Consider the following 22,915-nt stretch of genomic DNA (forward strand, 5'->3'; position numbering starts at 1 on the left):
TCAAGACTCCTTGCCGCGCCGACGCAGCCGCTCGGAAGCGCTGTCCAGCCACAGATAGACAACCGGCGTGGTGTAGAGCGTCAGCAATTGGCTGAGCAGCAACCCGCCGATAATGGAAATCCCCAACGGACGGCGCAGTTCCGAACCGTAGCCACTGCCCAGGACCAGCGGCAAGGCCCCGAGAATGGCCGCCAGGGTGGTCATCATGATCGGCCGGAAGCGGATCAGGCAGGCGCGATGAATCGCCTCGCGGGCACTGCGCCCGCGCTGAACCCGCTCGGTAATGGCGAAATCGATCATCATGATCGCGTTTTTCTTGACGATCCCGATCAGCAGGATCACCCCCACCAGGGCGATGATCGACAGCTCGGTGCCGGTCAGCAGCAAGGCGATCAGTGCGCCGACACCGGCCGAGGGCAAGGTCGAGAGGATGGTCAGCGGGTGCATCAGGTTCTCGTAGAGCATCCCCAGCACGATATACACCGACAACAGTGCCGCAACGATCAGCAGCGGCTCGCTGGCCACCGACGACTGGAACACCTGGGCCGTGCCGGCGAACTGCCCGACCACGCTGGCCGGCATACGCAACTGCGCCACGGCATTTTCCACCAGGACCGTGGCCTGGCCGATGGAGACGCCCGGAGCCAGATTGAACGAGGCCGTCACCGCCGGGAAGGTGCCCTGGTGGGCAATGGAAATCGCCGTGCGCTGGATGCCGGTATCCGACAATGCAGATAGCGGCACCAGCGTCGGCGGGGTCGCCGGCAGCGTTGAGGCGCCTCCGGCCCGGCTGGACGCTTCAGCCCCGGTCGGGACATAGATCGACTTGAGCGCCAACGGATCGGTCCAGTAAGGCGGCGCCACTTCCATCACCACATGGTACTGGTTGGCCGATTTGTAGATGGTCGAGACCTGGCGCTGGCCGAAGGCGTCGTAGAGGGTCTGGTCGATATTGCCGACATTGACCCCCAGGCGGGCGGCGGCGTCACGATTGATGCTGATGTTCGCCAGCAGGCTGTTGTCCTGCTGGTCGGTGTTGATATCGGTCAGTTGCGCCAAGGTGTGCAGCACGGCCACGACCTTGGGCACCCATTCATCCAGGGTGACCTGGTCATCGGCGGTCAGGGTGTACTGGTATTGCGCCCCGCTCTGCCGACCGCCGACGGTGATGTCCTGGGCCGATTGCAGGTACAGCCGGGTCCCCGGCAGCTCTCCGAGGGCCTTGCGAACCTGGGCGATCACCTGGTCGGCGCTGTCCTTGCGCTCACCGATCGGCTTGAGCGCAATAAACAACTGGCCGCTGTTGATCGCCCCGCCGCCCCCACCACCGCCACCGATAAAACCGCCAACGCTCTGCACATTCGGGTTCTTCGACACCGTCTGGTTGATCTTGCTGAACGCTTCCTGCATCGCCGTGTAGGAAATACTCTGCGGCGCGATGATGCTGCCCTGCAGCCGTCCGGTATCCTCCCGGGGAAAGAAACCCTTGGGCACCAGCACATAGAGCACGCCGGCGAGCACGATGACCAGCACGGTCAGCAGGCCCATCAAGGTCGAATGCTCGACGACCCAAAGCAGGGTCCGATCATAGAAACGATGGAAGCGCGAGTCCGGGTACTCGTGCTCCGAGCCCGTTGCCTGACTCGGGCGCAGCAGGATACTGGAGAGCATCGGCGTCACGGTCAGGGAGATCAGCATAGAAATCAGGATCGCCACCGACAGCGTGATGGAAAACTCGCGGAACAGGCGCCCGACGATCCCCCCCATCAGCAGCAACGGAATAAACACCGCGATCAGCGACACACTGATGCTCAACACCGTGAAGCCGACCTCCTGCGCCCCGGCCAATGCCGCTTGCACACGGGTATCGCCCCGTTCCAGGTGGCGCATGATGTTTTCCACGATAACGATCGCATCGTCCACCACGAAACCGGTGGAAATGGTCAGCGCCATCAGCGACAGGTTGTTCAGGCTGTAACCGAGGAAATACATGGCGCCAAAGGTGCCGAGCAGCGACAGCGGCACGACGACCGCCGGCACCAGGGTGCTGCGCCAGTCGCGGAAGAAACCGAAGGTCACCAGGGTCACCAGGAAAATCGACGCCAGCAGGGTGACCTCCACATCGTGCAACGAGGCGCGGATAGTGGTGGTACGGTCCAGCAGGATATTGAGCTTGATCGAGGCCGGGATCGAGCTTTGCAGGAACGGCAGCGAGGCCTTGACCGCGTCCACCGTCTCGATGACGTTGGCCCCCGGCTGCTTGAACAGCACCAGCAACACCGCCGGCCGGCCATTGGACAGGCCAAAGTTGCGCAGGTCCTCGACATCCTCGCGGATATAGCCCAGGTCGGAGATATGCACCACATCCCCGTTGCTTTGCTTGACCACCAGCGGCGCGTAGTCCTCGGGCTTGAACAGCATGTCGTTGGCGCCGATCCCGTAGGACAGATCGTCGATGGACAGCGCGCCCTTGGGCAGGTTGGCGTTCGAGGAGGTGATTGCCGCGCGAACCTGCTCCAGGCTGACGCCGTAATGGTTGAGCCGATCCGGATTGAGTTCGATGCGCACCGCCGGCAGCGCACCGCCGCCGACGGTAACATCGCCGACCCCGCTGGTTTGCAGCAGCTTCTGCTCGAGCAAGGTCGAGGCCACGTCATACATTTGCCCGGGCGTGGCACTGTCGGAGGTCAGGCTGATGATCATGATCGGCGAATCCGCCGGGTTGACCTTGCGATAGGTCGGATTACCCGATAAATCGCTGGGCAGGCTGCTGCGGGCGGCGTTGATGGCGGCCTGGACGTCGCGGGCGGCGCCGTCGATATTGCGGCTCAGGTCAAATTGCAGGTTGATGCGGGTCGAGCCCAGGTTGCTCGACGAGGTCATCTGGGTCACCCCGGCGATCTGCCCGAACTGCCGTTCCAGCGGCGTGGCCACCGAGGTGGCCACGGTTTCCGGATCGGCGCCCGGCAGCGAGGCACGCACGCTGATGGTCGGGAAGTCCACTTGCGGCAACGGCGCCACCGGCAACAACAGGAAAGCCAGCCAGCCGAACAGGGCCAGGCCGACCGCCAGCAAGATGGTTGCAATCGGGCGTTGGATAAACGGCGCGCTGATGTTCACGGCATCAGCCCCCGGTCTCGGCTTGACGCTTGCCGAAACGACGTTCCAGCTGGTTCATCGCCAGGAAAATCACCGGCGTGGAGAACAGCGTCAGCAGCTGGCTGAGCAACAACCCGCCGATGATCGCGATACCCAACGGATGGCGCAGTTCCGAACCGATGCCGGTACCCAGGGCCAGCGGCACCGCGCCGAACAGCGAGGCCATGGAGGTCATCAGGATCGGTCGGAAGCGCAGCTCCGCGGCCTTGCGAATCGCCGCGACCGGATCGAGTCCGTCATTGCGCTGCAACTCCAGGGCGAAGTCGACCATCATGATGCCGTTCTTCATGACGATCCCGATCAGCAGCACGATGCCGATCAAACCGATGATGTCGAACTGGGTCCCGGTGACCAGCAACGCCAGCAAGGCGCCGAGGGCCGCCGAGAGCAAGGTCGAGAGGATGGTCACCGGGTGCACGAAGCTCTCATAGAGAATGCCGAGCATCAGGTAGACCACCACAATCGCCGCCACCACCAGAAAGACCTGATTCGACAGCGAGGATTGGAAGGTCGCGGCGGCGCCCTCCAGGTTGGCCTGTACCGTCAAGGGCAGGCCGAGGTCTTTTTCAGTCTGATCCAGACGCGTCACGGCCGCGCCCAGGGTCTGGCCAGGAGCCAGGTTGAAGGAGATGTCGGCATAGGGGAACTGGCCCAGCCGGTTGATGGTGATCGGAGTGCGAATCACCTGCTGGGTGGCCATGCTCGCCAGAGGCGTCACGGTCCCGCTGCTGGTGGTGACATACAGGCCGGTCAGCAGGTCGGCGATATTGCGCGGTGGCCGGTCGGTGGCCATCACCACATGATATTGGTTGAGCTGGGTGTAGATGGTCGATACCTGGCGCTGGCCAAAGGCGTCGTACAGTACGTTATCGATGGCCTGGGGCGTGACACCCAGGCGCGAGGCCGTGGCACGGTCGATATTGATCTGGATCTGATTGCCGAACTGCATCGCCTGGCTTTGCACGTCGCTGAACATCGGGTCCTTGGCGATGGCCGAAAGCAGCTTGGAGGTCCACTCCTCCAGGACCTGCGGGTCGGTGGCCTGCAAGCCGAGGCGGTAGCTGGTGGTCGCGATCGTCGCATCGAGAGTCAGGTCCTGCACGCTGTGCAGGTACAGGCGCACCCCGGAATCATCGGCATTGGCGTCCGATAGCCGGCGAATCACCACCGCGGCGCTGTCGCGCTGGCCGCGATCCTTGAGGTTGATCAGCAGGTTGCCCTGGTTGATGGTCGGGTTGGTCTGGTCGATGCCGACGAAGGACGACAGGCTGGCCACCGCCGGGTCCTTGAGAATCCGCGCGGCGAGCTTCTGCTGCTGCAACTCCATCTGCTGGAACGACACAGTGGGCGACCCCTGGGAAATACCCTGGATCAGCCCGGTATCCTGTTCGGGGAAAAAACCCTTGGGCATGATCACGATGATGAACAGGGTCAGCAGCGCGGTGAAAACGATGGAAATCAGCGTCAGGGTGCGGTGCAGCAGCACCCAATCAAGACCACGCACGTAGTAGCCGTTGATCTTGTCGAAAAAGTCCGGACGACGTTCTGCGCTGTGATTGCGCAGCATGCGCGAACACATCATCGGTGTCAGGGTCAGGGAGATGATCGCGGAAATCACAATGGTCACCGCCACCGTCATGGCGAACTCGCGAAACAGCCGCCCGACCACATCGCCCATGAACAGCAGCGGGATCATCACCGCGATCAGCGCCACTGACAGTGAGATGATGGTGAAACCGATCTGCGCCGAGCCCTTGAGCGCGGCCTGCAACGGCGTATCGCCCGCCTCCAGGTAGCGGGTGATGTTTTCGATCATGACGATGGCGTCATCGACCACGAAACCGATGGCAATGGTCAGCGCCATCAGCGTCAGGTTGTTCAGGGAAAACCCCAGTACGTAGGCCACGGCCAGGGTACCGATCAGGGTCAACGGCACGGTGACGGCCGGAATCACCGTGGCCGGTATATTGCGCAGGAACAGGAAGATCACCAGCACCACCAGCAGTATCGCGACCCCCAGTTCGTACTGGACGTCGGTGACCGAGGCGCGAATGGTCTGGGTGCGGTCGGTCAACACGTTGACCTTCAGGGTCCCCGGCAGACTGGCGCGCAACTTGGGCAGCAGTTGCTGGACCCGGTCGACCACCTGGATCACGTTCGCTCCCGGCTGGCGCTGGATATTCAGTACGATCGATGGCGTGTCGTTGGTCCAGGCCGCCTGCCGTGGGTTTTCCGCGCCCTGGATCGAGGTGGCGATCTGCGCCAGGCGGATCGGTGCGCCGTTTTTGTAGGCAATCACCAGGTCGCGGTATTCCTCGGCCGATTGCAGCTGATCGTTGGCGCCGATGGAAAACGCCTGGAACTTGCCATCGATATTGCCCTTGGCCTGGTTGACGTTGGCAGCCCCCAGGGCGCTGCGTACATCCTCCAGGGACAGGCCCATGCTGTTGAGCGCCGAGGTATTGGTCTCGATCCGTACGGCCGGGCGCTGGCCGCCGCTGATGGTGACCAGCCCTACCCCAGAAATCTGCGAGATCTTCTGCGCCAGGCGAGTATCGGCCAGGTCCTCGATCCTGGTCAGGGGCAAGACTTCGGAAGTCAGCGACAGCGTCAGGACCGGCGCATCGGCCGGGTTGACCTTGCTGTAGACCGGTGGGTACGGCAGATTGGCCGGCAGAAAGGTGCCGGCGGCATTGATCGAGGCCTGCACTTCCTGTTCGGCGATATCCAGTGACAGTGACAGGTCGAATTGCAGGGTGATAACCGAAGCACCGTTGGAACTGGTGGAGCCCATCGACTTGAGGCCGGGCATTTCGCCGAACTGGCGTTCCAGCGGGGCGGTGATCGAGGAACTGATCACCTCCGGACTGGCCCCGGGGTACTGGGTGAAGACCTGGATCGTCGGGTAGTCGACTTCAGGCAGGGCGGAAACCGACAGGAAGTGGTAGCCGAGCAACCCCATCAGGAAAATCGCGACCATCAACAGCGTGGTGGCGATGGGTCGCTCGATAAAAGGTCTGGAGACGTTCATGAGCAATGACTACCCGGGCAGCACAAACGGAAGGTCTGAGACATTGCTGAACTCACTGGCTGACCACCTTGACCATGGAGCCGTTGTCCAGTTTGTCTGCACCTTCGGTAATCACCTGCTCACCGACTTTCACTCCATTCTCCAGCACCGCCGTCAGGTCGCCACTGGCCGGGCCACTCTTGATAGTACGCAGGCTGGCCTTGTTGCCTTGCACCACGAAGACGAAATCACCCTTGCTGCCGTGCTGGATCGCCAGGGTCGGGACCACGGCGACCTGCTGCAAGGTGTCGGCCTTGAGCCGGGCATTGACGAATTGATTGGGGAACAACGCATTGCCGCTGTCGTTGAATTGCGCCTTGACCCGCACCGTGCCGGTGGTGGTGTCGACCTGGTTGTCCAGGGCCAGCAAGGTCCCGCTGGCCAGCAGGTTATGTTTGTTGCGATCGTAGGCCAGGACATCGACCTTGCCCCTGGCCATGGCCTGGTCGACGGCGCCCAGGTCATCCTCCGGCACCGCGAAGACCACCGTGGCAGGGGTCATCTGGGTGATCACCGCGATCGCGGTAGTGCTGCCCGCGGCCAAGAAGTTGCCCGGGTCCACCAGGCGCAGGCCGACGATGCCATCGACCGGCGAGGTGATGGTGCAGTAACTCACCTGTACCTGCAGGTTCTGCACCGCACCGTCATCCGCCGCCACTGTTCCCACTTGCTCTTGCACCGTGGCAGCCTGGGTATCGAGGGTTTGCTGGCTGACCGAGCCGACCTTGATCAATTCACGAAAGCGCGCCAGGTCGCGCTGGGCGTTGACCAGTGCTGCCTGGTCGTGGGCCAGCACACCCTTGGCCTGGGCCAGCTGGGCCTTGAGCGCGCGGTCATCGATACGCGCCACCACCTGGCCCTTGCCGACCCGCTGGCCTTCCTTGAAGTCCACCGAGGAAAGAATGCCCGAGACCTGGCTGACCACGGTGACGCTGCGGGTCGGCGTCACCGTGCCCAGGGCATCGATATACACCGGCACATCCATCAATTTGACGGCGACCGCCGTCACCGGATCGCCCATCGAGGGCGGCTTGCCCTTGGGCTTGTTCATACTGTGAGAAAGCACCCAGCCCCCCGCCAGGAGCCCCAGTACCCCGACCACCAGCAGAATGCTTGTTCCCTTGCTGTGCTTCACTCATCTCTCCCCGGGCGCGCGCTTCAATACCGGCAACGGCCAATGGCCATGTGCACTGGAGATTAGTCTGCTATCGAGGTTGCGCCCGTGAACCTGAACCTAGGCTTTCTGGGGCGGTAGGCTGATCGTGAAACTCTTGTCAGTTAAGCAATCCAAACGGATGCCGTGACGGGATGCGGTGTAGCACTGCTTCGATATGTCAGCCTGGACATGGGCAGCCAAGACCACGCACTTGTCAGGCCTGCCACCAGCGCGGCAACAACTGCCGGACCCTGGCCTCGGCAAAACGATCATCGATCAGCATCACCACCCCGCGATCCTGCTCGCCGCGAATCACCCGACCCGCCGCCTGCACGACTTTCTGCACACCCGGGTACAGATAGGTGTAGTCGTACCCGGCGCCGAACAGGGCGGCCATGCGCTGTTTGATCTGTTCATTGACCGGGTTCAGCTGCGGCAACCCCAGGGTCGCGATAAACGCGCCAATCAGTCGCTGGCCAGGCAAATCGATACCCTCGCCAAAGGCCCCGCCGAGGACCGCGAAGCCGATACCCTGGCTGTGCTCGGTGAACTGTTCGAGAAAAGCCTGGCGCTGGCTTTCCTCCATGCGGCGCGACTGCTGCCAGAGCGAAATCTGTGGATGGGTCTCGGCCAGTAGCTGTGCCACTTGCTGCAAGTAGTCGAAGCTGCTGAAGAACGCCAGGTAGTTGCCGGGGCGCTCGGCGAACTGTGCGGCCAGCAGCTCGACGATGGGCGCCAACGAGGCCTGACGATGGACATAGCGGGTGGATATCTGGCTGATGATCCGCAGGTCCAGTTGCTCGCGCTTGAACGGCGACTCTACGTCGATCCAGGCAGTGCCTGCCGGCAAGCCCAGCAGGTCGCTGTAGTAGTGCCGGGGACTCAGAGTCGCGGAAAACAGCACGCTGCTGCGGGATGCCGTCAGCCGTGGGCGCAAGAAGCCGGCCGGAACCACATTGCGCAGGCAAAGCTGCGCGCTGCGCCGCCGCCCGCTCTCACGCAGGCTGATGTCAAACAGGTAATGCTCGTCGAACAGTTCCCCTACCCGGGAAAACTGCAGCAGCTCGAAATAGAAGCCCTGTAGTTCACCATCAACGTCTTGCGGGTGGTCATTGAGGTAGTCGCCGATGGCCGACACGCACAAGCCAATGGCGTTCAGCAGCTTGACGGGCGCCTGCCCATAGGCCTGATAAGGGCTGATCTGCTCCTTGTGCAAGACATTCCACTCGCGGTTCAAGCGCTGGAACGACTTTTTCAGCGCCTCGGGCAGGTTGCGCCGGACACTGTTCAAGACCTCCTGATCGAGGCTGGCGCTGTACATCTGCCGCCCGCGCTCCACCAGGTTGTGGGCTTCGTCCACCAGCGTCGCCACCCGCCACTGGTTGGCCTGGGCCAGGCCGAACAGCAGCGCGCTGAAGTCGAAGTAGTAGTTGTAGTCGGCGACCACCCAATCGCTCCAACGAGCCATTTCCTGGCTCAGGTAATAGGGGCAGATGTCATGGGCCAGGGCGATGGTTCGCAGCGCCTGCTGGTTGAGCAAGGGCACGCCGACCGCGGCCTGTCGCGCCGCAGGCAGGCGATCGTAAAAGCCCCGGGCCAGGGGGCAGGCCTCGCCGTGACAGGCCTTGTCCGGGTGTTCGCAGGCCTTGTCCCGGGCCACCAGTTCCAGCACCCGCAACGGTAGCGCGGGCGAGCGCTCGAAGAGGACCTGCGCCGCATCCAGCGCCAACTGCCGGCCTGGAGTCTTGGCAGTGAGGAAAAATACCTTGTCCAACTGTTGCGGGGCCAGCGCCTTGAGCATCGGGAACAGCGTGCCGAGGGTCTTGCCGATCCCGGTCGGCGCCTGGGCCATCAGACACCGCCCGGTGCTGACGGCCTTGTACACCGTCTCCGCCAGGGTCCGTTGGCCGGGGCGAAAATCGTCGTGGGGAAAGGCCAGGTCCCGCGCCGCCTGGTCGCGGGCCTGGCGATGGCCGGCCTCCTGCTCGGCCCAGTGCAGGAAGCGTTCGCACTGCTGCGCAAAGAATGCCTCAAGCTGCGCGGCGCTCCAGGTTTCCCGCAGCACGGTTTCCTTTTCGCTGACGATATCGAAGTACACCAGCGCCAGGTGCATTTCCGCCAGTTGCAACTGCTGGCAGACCAGCCAGGCGTAGATCCGCGCCTGGGCCCAGTGCAGTTGCCGGTGATTGGCCGGCTGTGCGGTGAGATCGCCACGGTAGGTCTTGATTTCCTCCAGCAGGTTTTGCACCGGATCGTAGCCGTCCGCCCTGCCCTGGACCTTGAGGTGGCGGTAATAGCCTTCCACCGGCAGTTCCGCCTGGTAACCCTCGGCACGCCGGGAAGCCACGGTGCGATGTCCGAGCATGCCCTCCTGGGCGCTCGGCGACGGCGTGAAGCGCAGGTCCAGGTCGCCGACCTTGGCGGTGAACTCGCACAAGGCGCGCACGGCAACACGGTAGGTCAAGGCGCCTCCACTGCCCATTGCACATAGCAGACGGCAATCGGCATCTGGTGCTGGCGGCAGAACTCCAGCCAGCGCAGCTGGTTGTCCTGCAACCGGTCACCTGGGCCTTTGACTTCGATCATCCGGTAGCGTTTATCGGCGGGCCAGAACTGGATCAGGTCGGGCATGCCGGCGCGGTTGGCGCGGATATCCAGCAGCAGGCGCTCGAACCAGTGTTTCAGATGTTCGGCCGGCAGGCAGTCAAGGGCCTGCTCCAATAGCTCCGGGGTGAGGATGTTCCAAAACACAAAGGGTGATTGCAGGCCCCATTTGGCGGTGAAGGTGGCGCGAATGCTCTCTTGGTAGCGACCGTCCTCCAGTTGCCCCAGGCATTCGGCGAACAGTTCGATGCGGCGAGCGTGGAAGTCTTCGTCGTGCAGGTCCGCCGGGCCGCTCTGGAACGGGTGGAAAAACGCCCCCGGCAGCGGCGCGAAGATCGCCGGCCAGCACAACAGGCCGAACAGCGAATTGATCAGGGTGTTTTCCACGTAGTGCACCGGAGCCCGCGGTTCGTGCAGGTGCCGGGCGACGCCTTGCTCGACGGACAGGCCTGGGTCATTGATCAGTACCAGGTCCAATCGGGTAATCGCCACCGGCGCTGCCGGGGCCATCGCCGGCAACCCGAGCTTGCGCCGCAACCGGGGCAAAATGCGTAGCAGATGCTGCTGTTCTTCGGCACTGTGGGGGGCGGCCTGTGCCTGCAATGCCAGGTCCATGGCCGCCTGGAACTCGCTCAGGCGCTCCAGTACACGAATTCGCCGCAGACGTGCTGGCGGGTGGGTACAAGCGCTATAGATCGCCAGCGCGCCGGGCCAATCATGCAAGCGCTCGCTCTGCTGCCCGAGCTGGAACAACAGTTTGCCCCGGCGGCGTTCCAACCAGGGGTTGTCGGTGGCCAACTGATTGACGTGCTCGTGTATCAGTCCGGGCTGCTCACCCGCCTCAAGGGCTTCGCGAGCCGCCTGCAGGTGCAGGTAGCCATCGAGGTCGGCACGGCTGCGCAGGCCGCGGGAGGATGCGCAGAGCTCAACCTTTTCATAGGTAAAGATGCCCAGGTCGGCCAGTACGAATTCGGACCAGTCCTGGTACAGGTTGCCGAAAAACATCAACCGCAGGCGGTCGCACAGGGGCATCACCTGCAGGCTGTAAAGCGCCTCGGGAATGCTTGGGCACCATTGGGCAAACGCGCGGCTCTCGTCGAAGCGCAGGGCCAGTTCCGTATACAGCTCGGGTTTGTTGGCCCTGGGTTGGGTGATATCGGCCTTGAAGCTGTGCAGCACCTCGGCCTTTTGCAGGACCGCGAACAACTGCGCCAGGCTCAACGGTGCCTCATCGCGCACCCAGCCCAGTGCCAGCAGCGGCAGCGCCGCCTGCCGGGGATCGCCGATCTCGGCATAGTTCAGCTTGCCGGCGCGAAAGTGCTCGCCCTTGCGCATCACCATTCTTACCAGCAAGGCCCGGGAGGCCTTGGGCAAACGGGAGAAATCGTCGATGAAGGCCTGTTCCTGCTCGTCCAGCAGGTCGGCATAACGCGTGGCCAGCCAGTCGAGCACTTGCTGGAAGTTGTTCAAGTAATAGAACGGATCGTCGAGGGGCTGAGTTGTCACGGGCGGGAAGGACCACGGCTATCGAATGCTGGTTATGCATACAGATAACAGGCCCTCCCGCCCCTGGCAAATAGAAACGGACAAAGGGCGCCCCGGCCCTTCGTTGGCACAACGGTTTTCCGGCCGGAACACTGATTCAATTGCAGGTGCCGGCTTGCTGGCGATAGCGCTTTTCAAGGCAACGGCGATATCGCCTATCAGACCGCATCGCCAGCAAGCCGGCGCCTACAGGACGATGTATCGCCGTGGAATAACGCCAAGCCCAGCCTGTACGCCTCAGTCGAGCTGTTCCAGGCGCAGGGCATCGGCCAGCACAGCCATGGCCTGGTCCAGGTGACGATGGCCATTGGCGGTGCCGCACAGGCGCAGGTGCTGCTGATGCAGGCCATGCAGGCTGAACAATTCGCCGGGGGCGATGACGATCTTCTGTTCCAGCAGTCGCTCGAACACCTTGCGCATGTCCACCGGCCGGGTCGCCTGCGCCCATACCGTCGCCCCACCCTGTGGCGGCACGAACGCCAGGCTGTCGGACAGACGCTCGCGCAACAAACCGCTCATATGCGCCAAGCGCTCCTGCAACAAACGGCGCAGGGTCGCCAGGTGTTGATCGATTCGCCCGCTGCTGTAGAGCCGGGCAATCGCCTTCTGCCGGGTCGGCGACATGCGAAACGAACGCAACAGGAAATGCCGCTGCAACTCCGCCCCCAGATGCCGGGACAGCAAGTAGCCAAAAGGCGCCTCGGCGCCCATGATCCGCTCGAAACTGGCGAATACCAGCAGGCGATCCGGGTCCACCAGGTCACGCATCCGCGGGCCGCCGGTCTCGAAGGCGAACTCGCCATGGCTGTCGTTTTCCAGCAACCAGACGCCGAAATGCTCCAGCAGCCGCGCCAGGTGCTCGCGTTGCGCAGGAGGCATCAGGCTGCCACGGGGCACACTGAGCCCGGAAGACATCAGCAGCAGCTTGACCGGCTGGGTCTGTAGCAAGTGTTCCAGGGCCGCCAGGTCAAAGCCCCCGTCGTCCAGCAACGGCAATTCGACGATATTGACCCCGCCCGCCTGCAACAAACGCAGAATCACCCAATCGCAGGGCGACTCCACCAGCACCGTGGCCTGTTTCAGGCTCAATGCGGCCATCAGGGTTTCCAGCACGCTGCGCAGGTCCGCACCGATATAGACATCGTCGGCATGCCAATAACGTTGGGCCGAGGTGGTATAGCGCACGGCCAGGGCGGTGCGCAGCTCCAACTCACCAAACGGCTGGAACTGCGGCGCCTGCTGGCGCGGGTACTGGCGCACCAGCTCGCGTTCGAGCAACAACAGTGGGTTGTCCAGCGACAGCAACAGCGCCGGTTCATCGCTGCTCAGCACCAAGGTGCCTGGCCGCCGCGAATGCACATAGAGGCGCTCCAGCACATCGGCGCTGCCACTGACAAACGACGCCCCGGAGACCGGTAGCGCGTAGTAACCCGACTTGGCAAGCGAATACACCCGCCCCTCCTTTTCCAGGAGGGAATAGGCGTACTGGATGGTCGAGATCGAAACATTCAAGCGCTCGGCCAGCTGGCGCAGGGACGGCAGCTTGACCCGGGCATCGGTCTCGACTTCGCTGATCAGACTGACCAGATAACGGTAGACCGCCTGGTAGGCGAAGTCCGAGTGTTTACGTCCCTTGTCGGGTAACGGTTGAGTCATGTCCTGGGGTACGGACGAATCCGCACCCGGCTGGGGAGTGTCTGAAACTATCAATACCAATCCTTTTTAACGTCCCGACAAGACTTCTTTGAATACTTCACCGTTGTCGGGATTGACGATGTCAATACGATGCTTGTCCGGGTCGCTGGCGCGAACCCGCGCAATCAGCGAACTGACGCCGGAAAAGTCCACCTGGGCCTTGGTGTAGAGGTCGCCGAGCAACGTCGGGGTCAGGCCACTGACTTCGCTCAGCCATTGCCAGATCTGCTCGGTCCCGCCCTGCCCCGACAGCGCCTTGTGCAAGTCCGGCAACGCCACCAGCATGCCGGGATGGCAACTGCGCAGGAACTGCTCAAGCCCGTGGCCATGGTTGACGAAGGGCGCGAACAATAAACACGTCAGTTGTACTTCGCTCAGGCCGAAGGCCTCTTGCGCGTAGGCACTGGCCAACGCCCGGCGATCGAGGATCTTCTCGTTGCTGTCATAAGCCCCCATGGCCTGCTCCACCAGCCGAGCCGGCATGCGTTTGCGACGCATCATCGCGGCGGCCAGTTGCAGGTACTCGCCGATACCACCCCCGTAGCTCAGACCCCGGACGTACTGCGCCTGCAAACCGCGCATATGCGCCATCAGCAAGGGGTTGGCGCAATCGGACTCGCTGAAGTGGAACGCCAGGTCATCGAACTGGAAGCCAAGAAATTCAGTCAGCAACGGCCAGCGCTCCTCCAGGTCGCGGCCGACCAGGTCGTAGACACCGACCAGCATCGGCGCCGTGGCCCGACTGGAACGACTGATGGCCGGCCCCTCGGGCTCCACCAGAGCTTCGCCATACAGTTCCCGGTAGTAATCCAGACCAAGGTCGTGGCAGGTTTTCAGCGCCTCGTCGAACTCCAGCGCCCGTCCTCCAACCCAAACCCGCTCAGGCTTCTCGGTGGCCCGCAGCAACCAGGTCATGTTCTGCTTCTGCTCGCGGGGCGACTCGCCGCTGACCAGGGCATCGATCCCCTTGTCCCAGGCACTGGCGCGTTCGTAGAAATCGGCCATGGACAGATAGCAGCCATTGCAGAAGGTCGCACGCCCATCCCCCGCCGTGAGGTGGCCGCTCATCAACAGGTTACGGCGGTTGATGTTGCGATTGAGTTCGGACATCGGCAGCCGATGATTGAACGGTCGGACATGCTTGTTATCCACCATCAACAACTCGACCCGGGGATCGTCATAGACGAACAAGGCACTGTAGCTGCGATGGATATTGTGCATGACCGTGGCCGTCACACCGGCATGGCGCAACGTCGCGACCCGCAGGTTGAAAGTGGCCGGCGAACGTCCGGCAATACTCAGTTGCGCCGCCCGCAGGAACGCCAGTGTATAACTGCTGTCCTTGCCGCCCCCGTGGGCCACCATGACCTTGAATTCACCAATACGCTCGATACCGCCCGCCGCTACGATCAGACGTTGAATCAACAACTGCAGTGCAATACGTTCAGCGCGTGTGAAGTAACTCATCAGACGCTGCAACACCTGCTGATAAACATAATTCATTGCCTGTTCATGAATGGAGCTCATAGCCTTTATACACCTGGTTTGAGTTCAGTGTCGGGCAAACAGCGCTCGCATTACCGGCAGTGGCCGGATCAGACGGAAGATTGCCTGCCCCCTATAACCCTGGTTGCGGACAGACAACACCCGAAGTATTGCACAGGTCTGAAACACCCACAGCAAGAGCTTTCGAGCATGACCGACGTCACTGATTGCCAGTTAGCGTTGGGAGCCTGTGTGCCAATAACAACATCTTAGGAATATTCTTACGGTGACCTACAACTATTAACTACCCGCAAGAGATTAACGGCATAAGGGGGCGGGCTTCGCCCACTTCCCTGAAGACAAGATATGCCAGGCAACGTATCCAGGCGGGCCCGAACCAGGACTTCGGCAAACAACAGGGCCCCGATAAAGCAGCTGATAGTGGACCATAACTCATTCCTTGAGCTGTAAGTGACGGTTCAATTATCAGCACTTACCCGGCGATTAACAGATACAGAATCCGGTAAAAAACCGGTTCAGTTGGTGATACTCTTCAGTGCGAGAAGAAAACTGGAAAAGTTGTTAAATTATATTTCAGTGCAGACATGAATAACCCCGTATCGCCTGACGATACGGGGTTATTCTGGCGCAAACAGTCGGAATCGACTCAGTTGGGCTGAACTTGCAGCGCTACCCGGCCGCGGCACGGGCAACCGTCCATGAAACGATGCGCCTCGACAAACTCGTCGAAAGGAAAGGTGCGGATTTCCAGCGGCGGCAACACACGGTCGGCCGTCAGCTGGTTGATATCGCGCAAGGCCCTTTGCAGCGCCACCTGGTCCTGGACGATGCCCAGTTCCGGCTTGCCGGTAAAGTTACCGATGCAGTGCACGAAGAACTGGATGTTCTTCTGGAATGCCGCGCACGCCGGGAACGGGGTCTGGTTGCCGCCCTGCAGGCCATAGAGCACCAGGCTGCCACGGGGCGCCAGGACATCGCCGAGCATCGACATCTGCGGCCCGCCGAGGCCGTCAAAGACCATATCGACGCCACGCCCATCGGTGTACTTGTTGACCTGCATCAGCAGGTCCTGCTCTTCGGTGACAATCACCTTGTCGGCGCCCAGGGACAACAGGTACTCGCGCTCTTCCGGGATCTTGGTCGCGGCAATCACCTTGGCGCCCAGTGCCTTGCCCAGTTGCACGAAGGACGGCCCGGCGCAGTGGCTGGCGTCGGTGACCAGGGCGTACTGCCCCGGCTTGACCCGCGCCAGGTCCACGTAAGCGAAATAGGCGATCAACAGCGGCGTGTAATGCACGCTGGCCTGGACCGGGGTCAACACATCGGGGTAACGGGTCAGGGCCGAGCGTGGCAGGACGATAAGCTCGCCATAGACGGGATAATCGTTGGGGCTCTGGGCTGGGAAACTGGCGACTTTGTCGCCGACGGCCAAGTCATCGACGCCATCGCCGAGGGCGGTGACCACGCCGGCCATTTCATGACCGATACCGGCCGGCAGGCGGGCCTGGGACGACGCCAGGTTCTGCCGCCAGAGCACGTCATACCAACTGATGCCAATGGCCTCCACACGCACCTGCACTTCGCCCGGCGCAGGCAGAGTGGCCGTATGCTCTTCGCATTTGAGCACCTCGGCCGGACCAAACTTGTGAAAACGGATCGTGCGGGACATCGCAAACCTCGTCAAATGAACCTCTAATGCCACGAACTTTATCCGGGCTTTTCGTGCAAGACCATCAGTGGCTATTAATAGTCGACATGCCTGTCATTGATTGGCGACCATTGTACACAGTTCAAATTTCCGTGCGAATCAACCACTTTTGCCCGTAAGATTGACCTTCCCCGCCAGTGAATATCTTGTGAAGCGAGCCCGATGAACCGTAACGACTTGCGTCGCGTCGATCTGAACCTGCTGATCGTATTCGAAACCCTGATGCACGAGCGGAGCGTGACCCGGGCCGCGGAAAAGCTGTTCCTCGGCCAGCCGGCCATCAGCGCGGCGTTGTCGCGCCTGCGCAGCCTGTTCGATGACCCGTTGTTCGTGCGCACCGGCCGCAGCATGGAGCCTTCGGCCCGTGCCGTGGAGATCTTCGCCCTGCTCTCCCCGGCCCTGGACTCGATTTCCACCGCGGTCAGCCGCGCCTCGGAGTTCGACCCGGCGACCAGCACCTCGGTGTTCCGCATCGGCCTGTCCGATGACGTCGAGTTCGCCTTGCTGCCGCAGTTGCTCAAGCGCCTGCGCGCCGAGGCCCCCGGTATCGTGCTGGTGATCCGCCGCGTCAACTATCTGCTGATCCCGGCCAAGCTGGGCTCCGGCGAGATTTCCATCGGCGTGTGCTACACCACCGACCTGCCGGCCAATGCCAAGCGCAAGGTCCTGCGCCGCAGCTCGCCGAAGTTGCTGCGGGCCGACAGCATGCCCGGGCCGATGTCGCTGGATGACTTCTGCGCGCGCCCCCATGCCCTGGTGTCATTCGCCGGAGACTTGAGCGGTTTTATCGATACCGAATTGGAAAAGCTCGGACGCAAGCGCCATGTCGTGCTTGCGGTGCCACAGTTCAACGGCCTGAGTACCCTGATCGCCGGTACCGACATCATTGCCACGGTGCCCGACTACACCGCCGATGCGCTGACGGCGGCCGGCGGGGTCCGCGCCGAGAACCCGCCCCTGGACACCCAGACCTTCGAACTGCACATGGCCTGGCGCGGTTCCCAGGACAACGACCCGGGCGAGCGCTGGCTGCGCTCGCGGATCCAGATGTTCTGTGGCGACCCTGAGAGTCTCTAGGGGTCATCTGGCAGGCTGTTTACCTGATGATTTCTGCCTTTTCATAGACCATGGAGATCCATTCACTTCCAGTGGATTGCTCCATTGGGGGCACATCTGAGGGCATGCGTTGGATGGTTTGAGAAGGATGCCCCCAACCTAAGGTCCGGCAGCCCCTTCTCGGAAAAGTCATACGCTACTGCCCGCAACCACCATCGCACGAACTGTTTTGATCAGTAGCAATAGAGTGTAGGCTCTACTCTACTAGTCTCGATGTCTGTTCTAAACCGATTGTCGTAACCAGTGATGGCAGCTTTGGGTCGACATGAGTCAGTCGCCTTAGGCGGCAGTCTACCGATGCCGTTCAGTCGGCACAGGCAATGAACGCGGAAACAATCCAGAGCTAAGTTAGAGCGGCTTCCAAAGCATACTCATCCACGATGTCGCCAGACTCGAAGATTCCGGTCTCGGCGATTTTTTCTCGAGCATTTTCGATGTCCTGCACGAACATGACGACAGCGAGATCCCTAGTCGCTCGGGAACAACACACGTAGAAAAGCCTTCTGGTGCGATCCATCACGCTATCCTTGCCCTGCGCAAAGTTTTCCACATCAGTATCTGAGGGCTCCACAATGCCAAAGTACTTTTCGTAGGAGAACTGCCTTTGCCCCCTGTGTTCCCACAAGAACAGATCATGCTCTGCACAGGAGACAAGAATCTTGCCCTGTTCTGGGCGGGGATTCGCGCTTCCGGCTTCATGCGGGGCGCCAACGGGTCCGTCACCTATACACTATCGCCCGTCGAAGCGCTGTTGCCGAACGTCACATCTGATCTCTGGGAAGCATACATGTCGGAGTAAATGCATGGGGGCCCGGCTTTGGTGGAGTGCTCCTTCAGAGCCCCAAAGGAACCTGCAATGGAAAACCATAAACAGTGGCGACTTTTCAACATTGACTGATCCAGAAGATTAAGGGCGAAGCTCCCGACGGCCCTACCATAGATTTATACGTCGCGTCGTTGGCGTTCAAGAGACTCCGCACCGGACCACCCGGACTTGCCGTTTTTTCCAGACCACCAGCATTTCAGCCTTAAAAGAAGAGTGATTCGACAGCGCCCAGTTTCTTGTACGGTGCAGCCTTGGCGACTTGGGTGACGAGAGGACGCTAGCGCCCTCCCCTCGACCGCCCCTTGCTCAGGCAGGTTGCACCGCTTGAGCCTTGCTCGCGTTGCCAGGGCGGATTTTGAACCAGATGGCGTACATCGCCGGCAGGAACACCAACGTCATGATGGTGCCGACCAAAGTACCGCCGATCAGTGTGTAGGCCAGCGTGCCCCAAAAAACAGAATGGGTCAGCGGGATGAATGCCAGGATGGCCGCCATCGCCGTCAGCAGTACCGGGCGGGCCCTCTGTACCGTGGCTTCGATGACGGCGTGAAAGGGATCCAGGCCTTCCTGGGCGTTGTGATGGATCTGCCCGATCAGAATCAGCGTGTTGCGCATCAGGATGCCCGACAGCGCGATCAGCCCAACCAGGGCGTTGATACCAAACGGTTGATGAAACATCAGCAGCGTCGGCACCACGCCAATAAGTCCCAGCGGTGCGGTGAAAAACACCATGATCATTGCCGAGATCGAACGCACCTGGACGATGATGATCAGCAACGTCAGCGCAATCATGATCGGAACCAGCGGCACTATCGCCTGGCCCGCCTTGCCCGATTCCTCGATTGCACCCGCTTGCTCGATCCGATAGCCGGCGGGGAGCGTGTCGATAATCGGCTGCAGTTGCTTGACGATCACACCCGATACATCCGGTGGTTGAAGGCCTTCGTCAATATCGCCACGCACGGTGATCGTCGGTGTACGGTCACGGCGCCTGAGGATCGGATCCTCCATACGCACATCCACCTCTCCGACCTGGGACAGAGGGATCCGCTGACCCGCCGCGCCCACCAATGTAAACCCTTCAATCCGCGCAGGGTCCAGACGTATATCGCCTGCAGCGCGCCCAACCACCTGCACTGAACGAATGTCTTCACGAACCGACGTGATCGGCACGCCCGTCAGCAGGAATTGCAACTGCTGGGCGACGGCGCTGGAGGTCAGTCCAACCGCCTGCAAGCGATCCTGATCCAGGCTGAAATGCAGGGTCGGCGCCAGAGGGCCCCAGTCGCTGTTGACCGTCCTCATCAACGGACTCGCTTGCATGACCGCTTGTACACGGCCCGCAATCTCGCGCAGCTTCGTCGGGTCAGGCCCCATTACCCTGTAGGCGACGGGATAGGGTGAATACGGACCAAACACAATTTGAGTCGCCCTGACACGGGCCTCTGGGGCGAGCCCGGCAGCGACCGCCTCGCGAAAACGCAGCTTGAGGGTTTCACGTGCCTCCTGGCTGGACGTGAGCACCACGATCTTGGCGAACGATGGATCCGGCAGTTCTGGCGCCATCGCCAGGAAGAAACGCGGCGCGCCCTGCCCGATATAGGCCGTGACGATTTTTGCCTCTTCCTGCTTTTGCAGCCAGGCCTCGACCTTTTTTGCAGTGGCACTGGTCTGCTCGATGGAGGTTCCGTAGGGCATCTGCACCTCGACCATCACCTCGGGACGATCTGACGTCGGGAAGAACTGCTTCTTCACCAGGCCCATGCCCAGGACGGCCACGACAAACAGCGTGATAACCGTACCAGCCACCAGCCACTTGAGTTCGATGACCCGGGTCAGGACCCGACGGAAGCGGTTGTAGCGCGGGGTATCGTAGATAGCCGCATGCCCACCCTCTACCTGCTTGATGTCTGGCAGCAACTTCACGCCCAGGTAAGGGGTGAAAGCCACTGCGACAACCCAGGAAGCGATCAGAGCAATGCCCACGATCCAGAACATGTTGCTGGTGTACTCGCCGGCAGTGGACTGGGCGAAACCGTTGGGCATGAAGCCAACCGCCGTTACCAGTGTGCCCGAGAGCATCGGCGCGGCCGTATGACTCCAGGCATACGCGGAGGCTTTGATGCGGTCGTAGCCCTCCTCCACTTTCACGACCATCATTTCGATCGCGATGATGGCGTCATCTACCAGCAACCCGAGCGCCAGGATCAATGAACCGAGGGTAATACGGTCAAAGTTCTTTCCGGTGGCCGCCATCACCACAAACACGATCGCCAGTGTCAATGGCACGGCAGCTGCGACCACGACGCCTACACGCCAGCCCATGCTGAGGAAGCAAACAAGCATCACCACGAGCAGCGCGACAAAAAACTTGACCATGAACTCACCAACGGCCGAGTCGATGTTGACGGCTTGATCGGTCACCTTGGTCAGCGTCATGCCAAGAGGCATGCCTTCATTGATCTTGGTCGTCTCGGCGTCCAGCGCCTTGCCCAGATCCAGGCCGTTCCAGCCTTCGCGCATGATGACCCCCAGCAGCAGGGCCTCTTCTCCGTTACTGCGCACCAGAAAGGTTGCCGGGTCTTCATAGCCACGTTCGACAGTGGCCACGTCGGAGAGCTTGAGCGTGCGCCCCTGAACCACAATCGGCGTGTCACGAATCTTCTCCAGTTTGTCCAAGGCGCCGTCCAGGCGGAGGAAGACTTGCGGCCCATTTGTTTCGATCGAACCGGCGGGCGTGAGCACGTTCTGATTATTCAGCGCGGCAAAGATGTCCTGAGGCGCAATGCCCAGGGTGGCCAACCGATCATGGGAGAACGAAACAAATATCCGCTCGGCTTGCTCACCGATGATGTTGACCTTCTTCACGCCCGGCACATGCAACAGTTGCTGGCGCAACGACTCAGCATCACGCACCAGCAGCCGCTGCGGCTCGCCTTTGGCTTTGAGGGCGAACAGCGCAAACGTCACGTCCGAATACTCGTCGTTGACCAAGGGCCCGATTACCCCCGCCGGTAGCTTGGTGGCCTCGTCGTCGAGCTTTTTGCGTGCCTGATAAAACTCTTCCTGCACCTGTGAGGGTGGCGTGCGGTCCAACAACGACACCATGGTGAAAGCAAGACCAGGCCGCGTATAGGTTTCCGAGCGGTCGTACCATTTCAATTCCTGCAGGCGTTTTTCAAGTGGCTCTGCGACCTGGTCCTGCATTTCCTGCGCAGTAGCCCCCGGCCAGGCAGTAATGACCGTCAACTGCTTGACCGTAAACGGTGGATCCTCCGCACGCCCCAGTTGGAAGAACGCCAGGGTGCCCGCAACCGCGATCAGAAAGATCAGGAATACCGTAATGGATCGCTCACGAACGGCGATCGCAGAAATATTAAAGCGGCCTTCGCTCATGGATGACTCCCGGCAAAATGGGCGTCATCCTGCTGGGGCACTCTCACGTCCTCTCCATCGCGCAGCAGATGGGCGCCTAACGCGACGATCTGCTCACCGACCTTGAGATCGCCTGCCACGCGCGCGGCATCGTCGCTCAATCCCAGCACCTGAACAGGACGCCAGGTCACCTTTGCCGGCGAGCCTGCGATCACCCACACACCGGTGCCATCGCCTGGGTCATAAAGGGCCGCGATGGGGACTTGCAGCGCCTGCCCGTGCGCGGCGCCTTCTGCGATCCGCAACGTGACCGTCGAACCTATCGGGGCATTGGCCAGCGCGCCCTCAAGCACATACCGCGCCTCAAACGTGCGCGTCACTGGGTCGGCAGAGTCAGAAAGCAGTCTGAGCTTCGCTGTTACAGCCCCTGCGGTACTGCCGTAAAGCGTCGCTTGCGCGCTGGACCCGGCTGCAGGACGCAACGTCTCGGGCAGATGCACGATGGCTTCGCGCTGGCCTGCGCGCGCCAGTCGAACCACGGGCTGCCCCGGGCTGACGACTTGCCCGGGCTCTGCGAGTGTTTCCACCACGACACCGTCGGAATCCGCAAATAACACCGCGTAACCGGAAGCATTGCGGGCGACATCTGCCTGGGCTTCTGCGGCGCTAAGCTGCGCCTTTGCGGTATCCGCTGCGGCTTTGATCTGGTCGTAGGCCGATGCAGAAACAGCCCCTGCGGCGACGAGGTCGCGATATCGCGCCTCGTCATCGGCTGTCTGCTTGGCTCGGGCCCTGGCGGCTGTGACCGACTCTTGCTGTGCTCGCGCCTGCAACCCCAGGTCGATGGGGTCAAGGCGCATAAGCGGCTGACCGCGTTTAACGCTCTGGCCGGTATCGACCAACCGCTCAAGGATCTTGCCGGAGACCCGAAAACCGAGATCGCCCTGCACACGGGCCGCCACTACGCCCGTGAATGAACGTGACGTCTCTGAGGAACCATCAACCGTTCCGGGCCTTACCAGAGGAGCCAGCGTGCGCGGATCGTCAATGTTGGATGAGTCACCACACGCCGTCAGGATGAGAGGCAACAAGCAGGCGGCAATGGGGATGGGTCGGAGCCGGAGCATAGGTTCCCTTATTGAATAGAAAGAACAG

Annotated in this window: 12 protein-coding genes; 1 reads left to right on the top strand and 11 read right to left on the bottom strand. The window is 61.6% G+C overall.

The genetic code is table 11. The annotated features are described in order from the left end of the window. The 8 genes from M5B99_RS01960 to M5B99_RS01995 all read right to left on the bottom strand — a co-directional run bounded on the left by M5B99_RS01960 (position 1) and on the right by M5B99_RS01995 (position 16,404). Complete coding sequence (locus M5B99_RS01960) at positions 1–3,120, bottom strand: efflux RND transporter permease subunit (protein ID WP_248802389.1); 3,120 nt, start codon at positions 3,118–3,120, stop codon at positions 1–3. A 4-nt stretch (positions 3,121–3,124) separates the two neighbouring features. After that, positions 3,125–6,190: an efflux RND transporter permease subunit gene (locus M5B99_RS01965; protein WP_248802390.1), complete on the bottom strand. Its 3,066-nt coding sequence runs from the start codon at positions 6,188–6,190 to the stop codon at positions 3,125–3,127. Between the two features lie 52 nt (positions 6,191–6,242). Then, positions 6,243–7,280 (bottom strand): efflux RND transporter periplasmic adaptor subunit, encoded by a 1,038-nt coding sequence (locus tag M5B99_RS01970; RefSeq protein ID WP_248802577.1) that lies wholly within the window; start codon positions 7,278–7,280, stop codon positions 6,243–6,245. A gap of 319 nt (positions 7,281–7,599) precedes the next feature. Then, positions 7,600–9,849, bottom strand: coding sequence for an ATP-dependent DNA helicase (locus M5B99_RS01975; RefSeq protein WP_248802391.1), 2,250 nt, complete (start codon positions 9,847–9,849; stop codon positions 7,600–7,602). Further along, a complete protein-coding gene (locus M5B99_RS01980; protein ID WP_248802392.1) occupies positions 9,846–11,495 on the bottom strand; it encodes a VRR-NUC domain-containing protein in 1,650 nt (549 codons plus the stop codon). Before M5B99_RS01980 ends, M5B99_RS01975 begins: the two co-directional genes overlap by 4 nt. A gap of 276 nt (positions 11,496–11,771) precedes the next feature. Beyond that, entirely contained in the window at positions 11,772–13,190 is a 1,419-nt protein-coding gene (locus M5B99_RS01985) for a PLP-dependent aminotransferase family protein (RefSeq protein ID WP_248802393.1), read from the bottom strand. Between the two features lie 66 nt (positions 13,191–13,256). Continuing rightward, entirely contained in the window at positions 13,257–14,756 is a 1,500-nt protein-coding gene (locus M5B99_RS01990) for a hypothetical protein (RefSeq protein ID WP_248802394.1), read from the bottom strand. Positions 14,757–15,381: 625 nt separating this feature from the next. Next, positions 15,382–16,404, bottom strand: coding sequence for a zinc-dependent alcohol dehydrogenase family protein (locus M5B99_RS01995; RefSeq protein ID WP_248802395.1), 1,023 nt, complete (start codon positions 16,402–16,404; stop codon positions 15,382–15,384). 201 nt (positions 16,405–16,605) lie between these two features. On the opposite strand from M5B99_RS01995, the gene M5B99_RS02000 reads away from it, so the two are divergent. Continuing rightward, entirely contained in the window at positions 16,606–17,520 is a 915-nt protein-coding gene (locus M5B99_RS02000) for a LysR family transcriptional regulator (protein ID WP_248802396.1), read from the top strand. Positions 17,521–17,902: 382 nt separating this feature from the next. Here the strand turns inward: M5B99_RS02000 and M5B99_RS02005 are convergent, their stop codons facing one another. The 3 genes from M5B99_RS02005 to M5B99_RS02015 all read right to left on the bottom strand — a co-directional run bounded on the left by M5B99_RS02005 (position 17,903) and on the right by M5B99_RS02015 (position 22,887). Next, positions 17,903–18,076, bottom strand: coding sequence for a hypothetical protein (locus M5B99_RS02005; protein WP_248802397.1), 174 nt, complete (start codon positions 18,074–18,076; stop codon positions 17,903–17,905). A gap of 615 nt (positions 18,077–18,691) precedes the next feature. Continuing rightward, positions 18,692–21,781 (bottom strand): efflux RND transporter permease subunit, encoded by a 3,090-nt coding sequence (locus M5B99_RS02010; RefSeq protein ID WP_248802398.1) that lies wholly within the window; start codon positions 21,779–21,781, stop codon positions 18,692–18,694. Next, positions 21,778–22,887, bottom strand: a complete 1,110-nt coding sequence (locus M5B99_RS02015; RefSeq protein ID WP_248802399.1) for an efflux RND transporter periplasmic adaptor subunit — start codon at positions 22,885–22,887, stop codon at positions 21,778–21,780. Before M5B99_RS02015 ends, M5B99_RS02010 begins: the two co-directional genes overlap by 4 nt. Positions 22,888–22,915 lie beyond the last annotated feature (28 nt).

It is taken from the genome of Pseudomonas sp. MWU13-2100 (assembly GCF_023242365.1).
In the GTDB taxonomy this organism is placed as follows: Bacteria; Pseudomonadota; Gammaproteobacteria; order Pseudomonadales; family Pseudomonadaceae; genus Aquipseudomonas.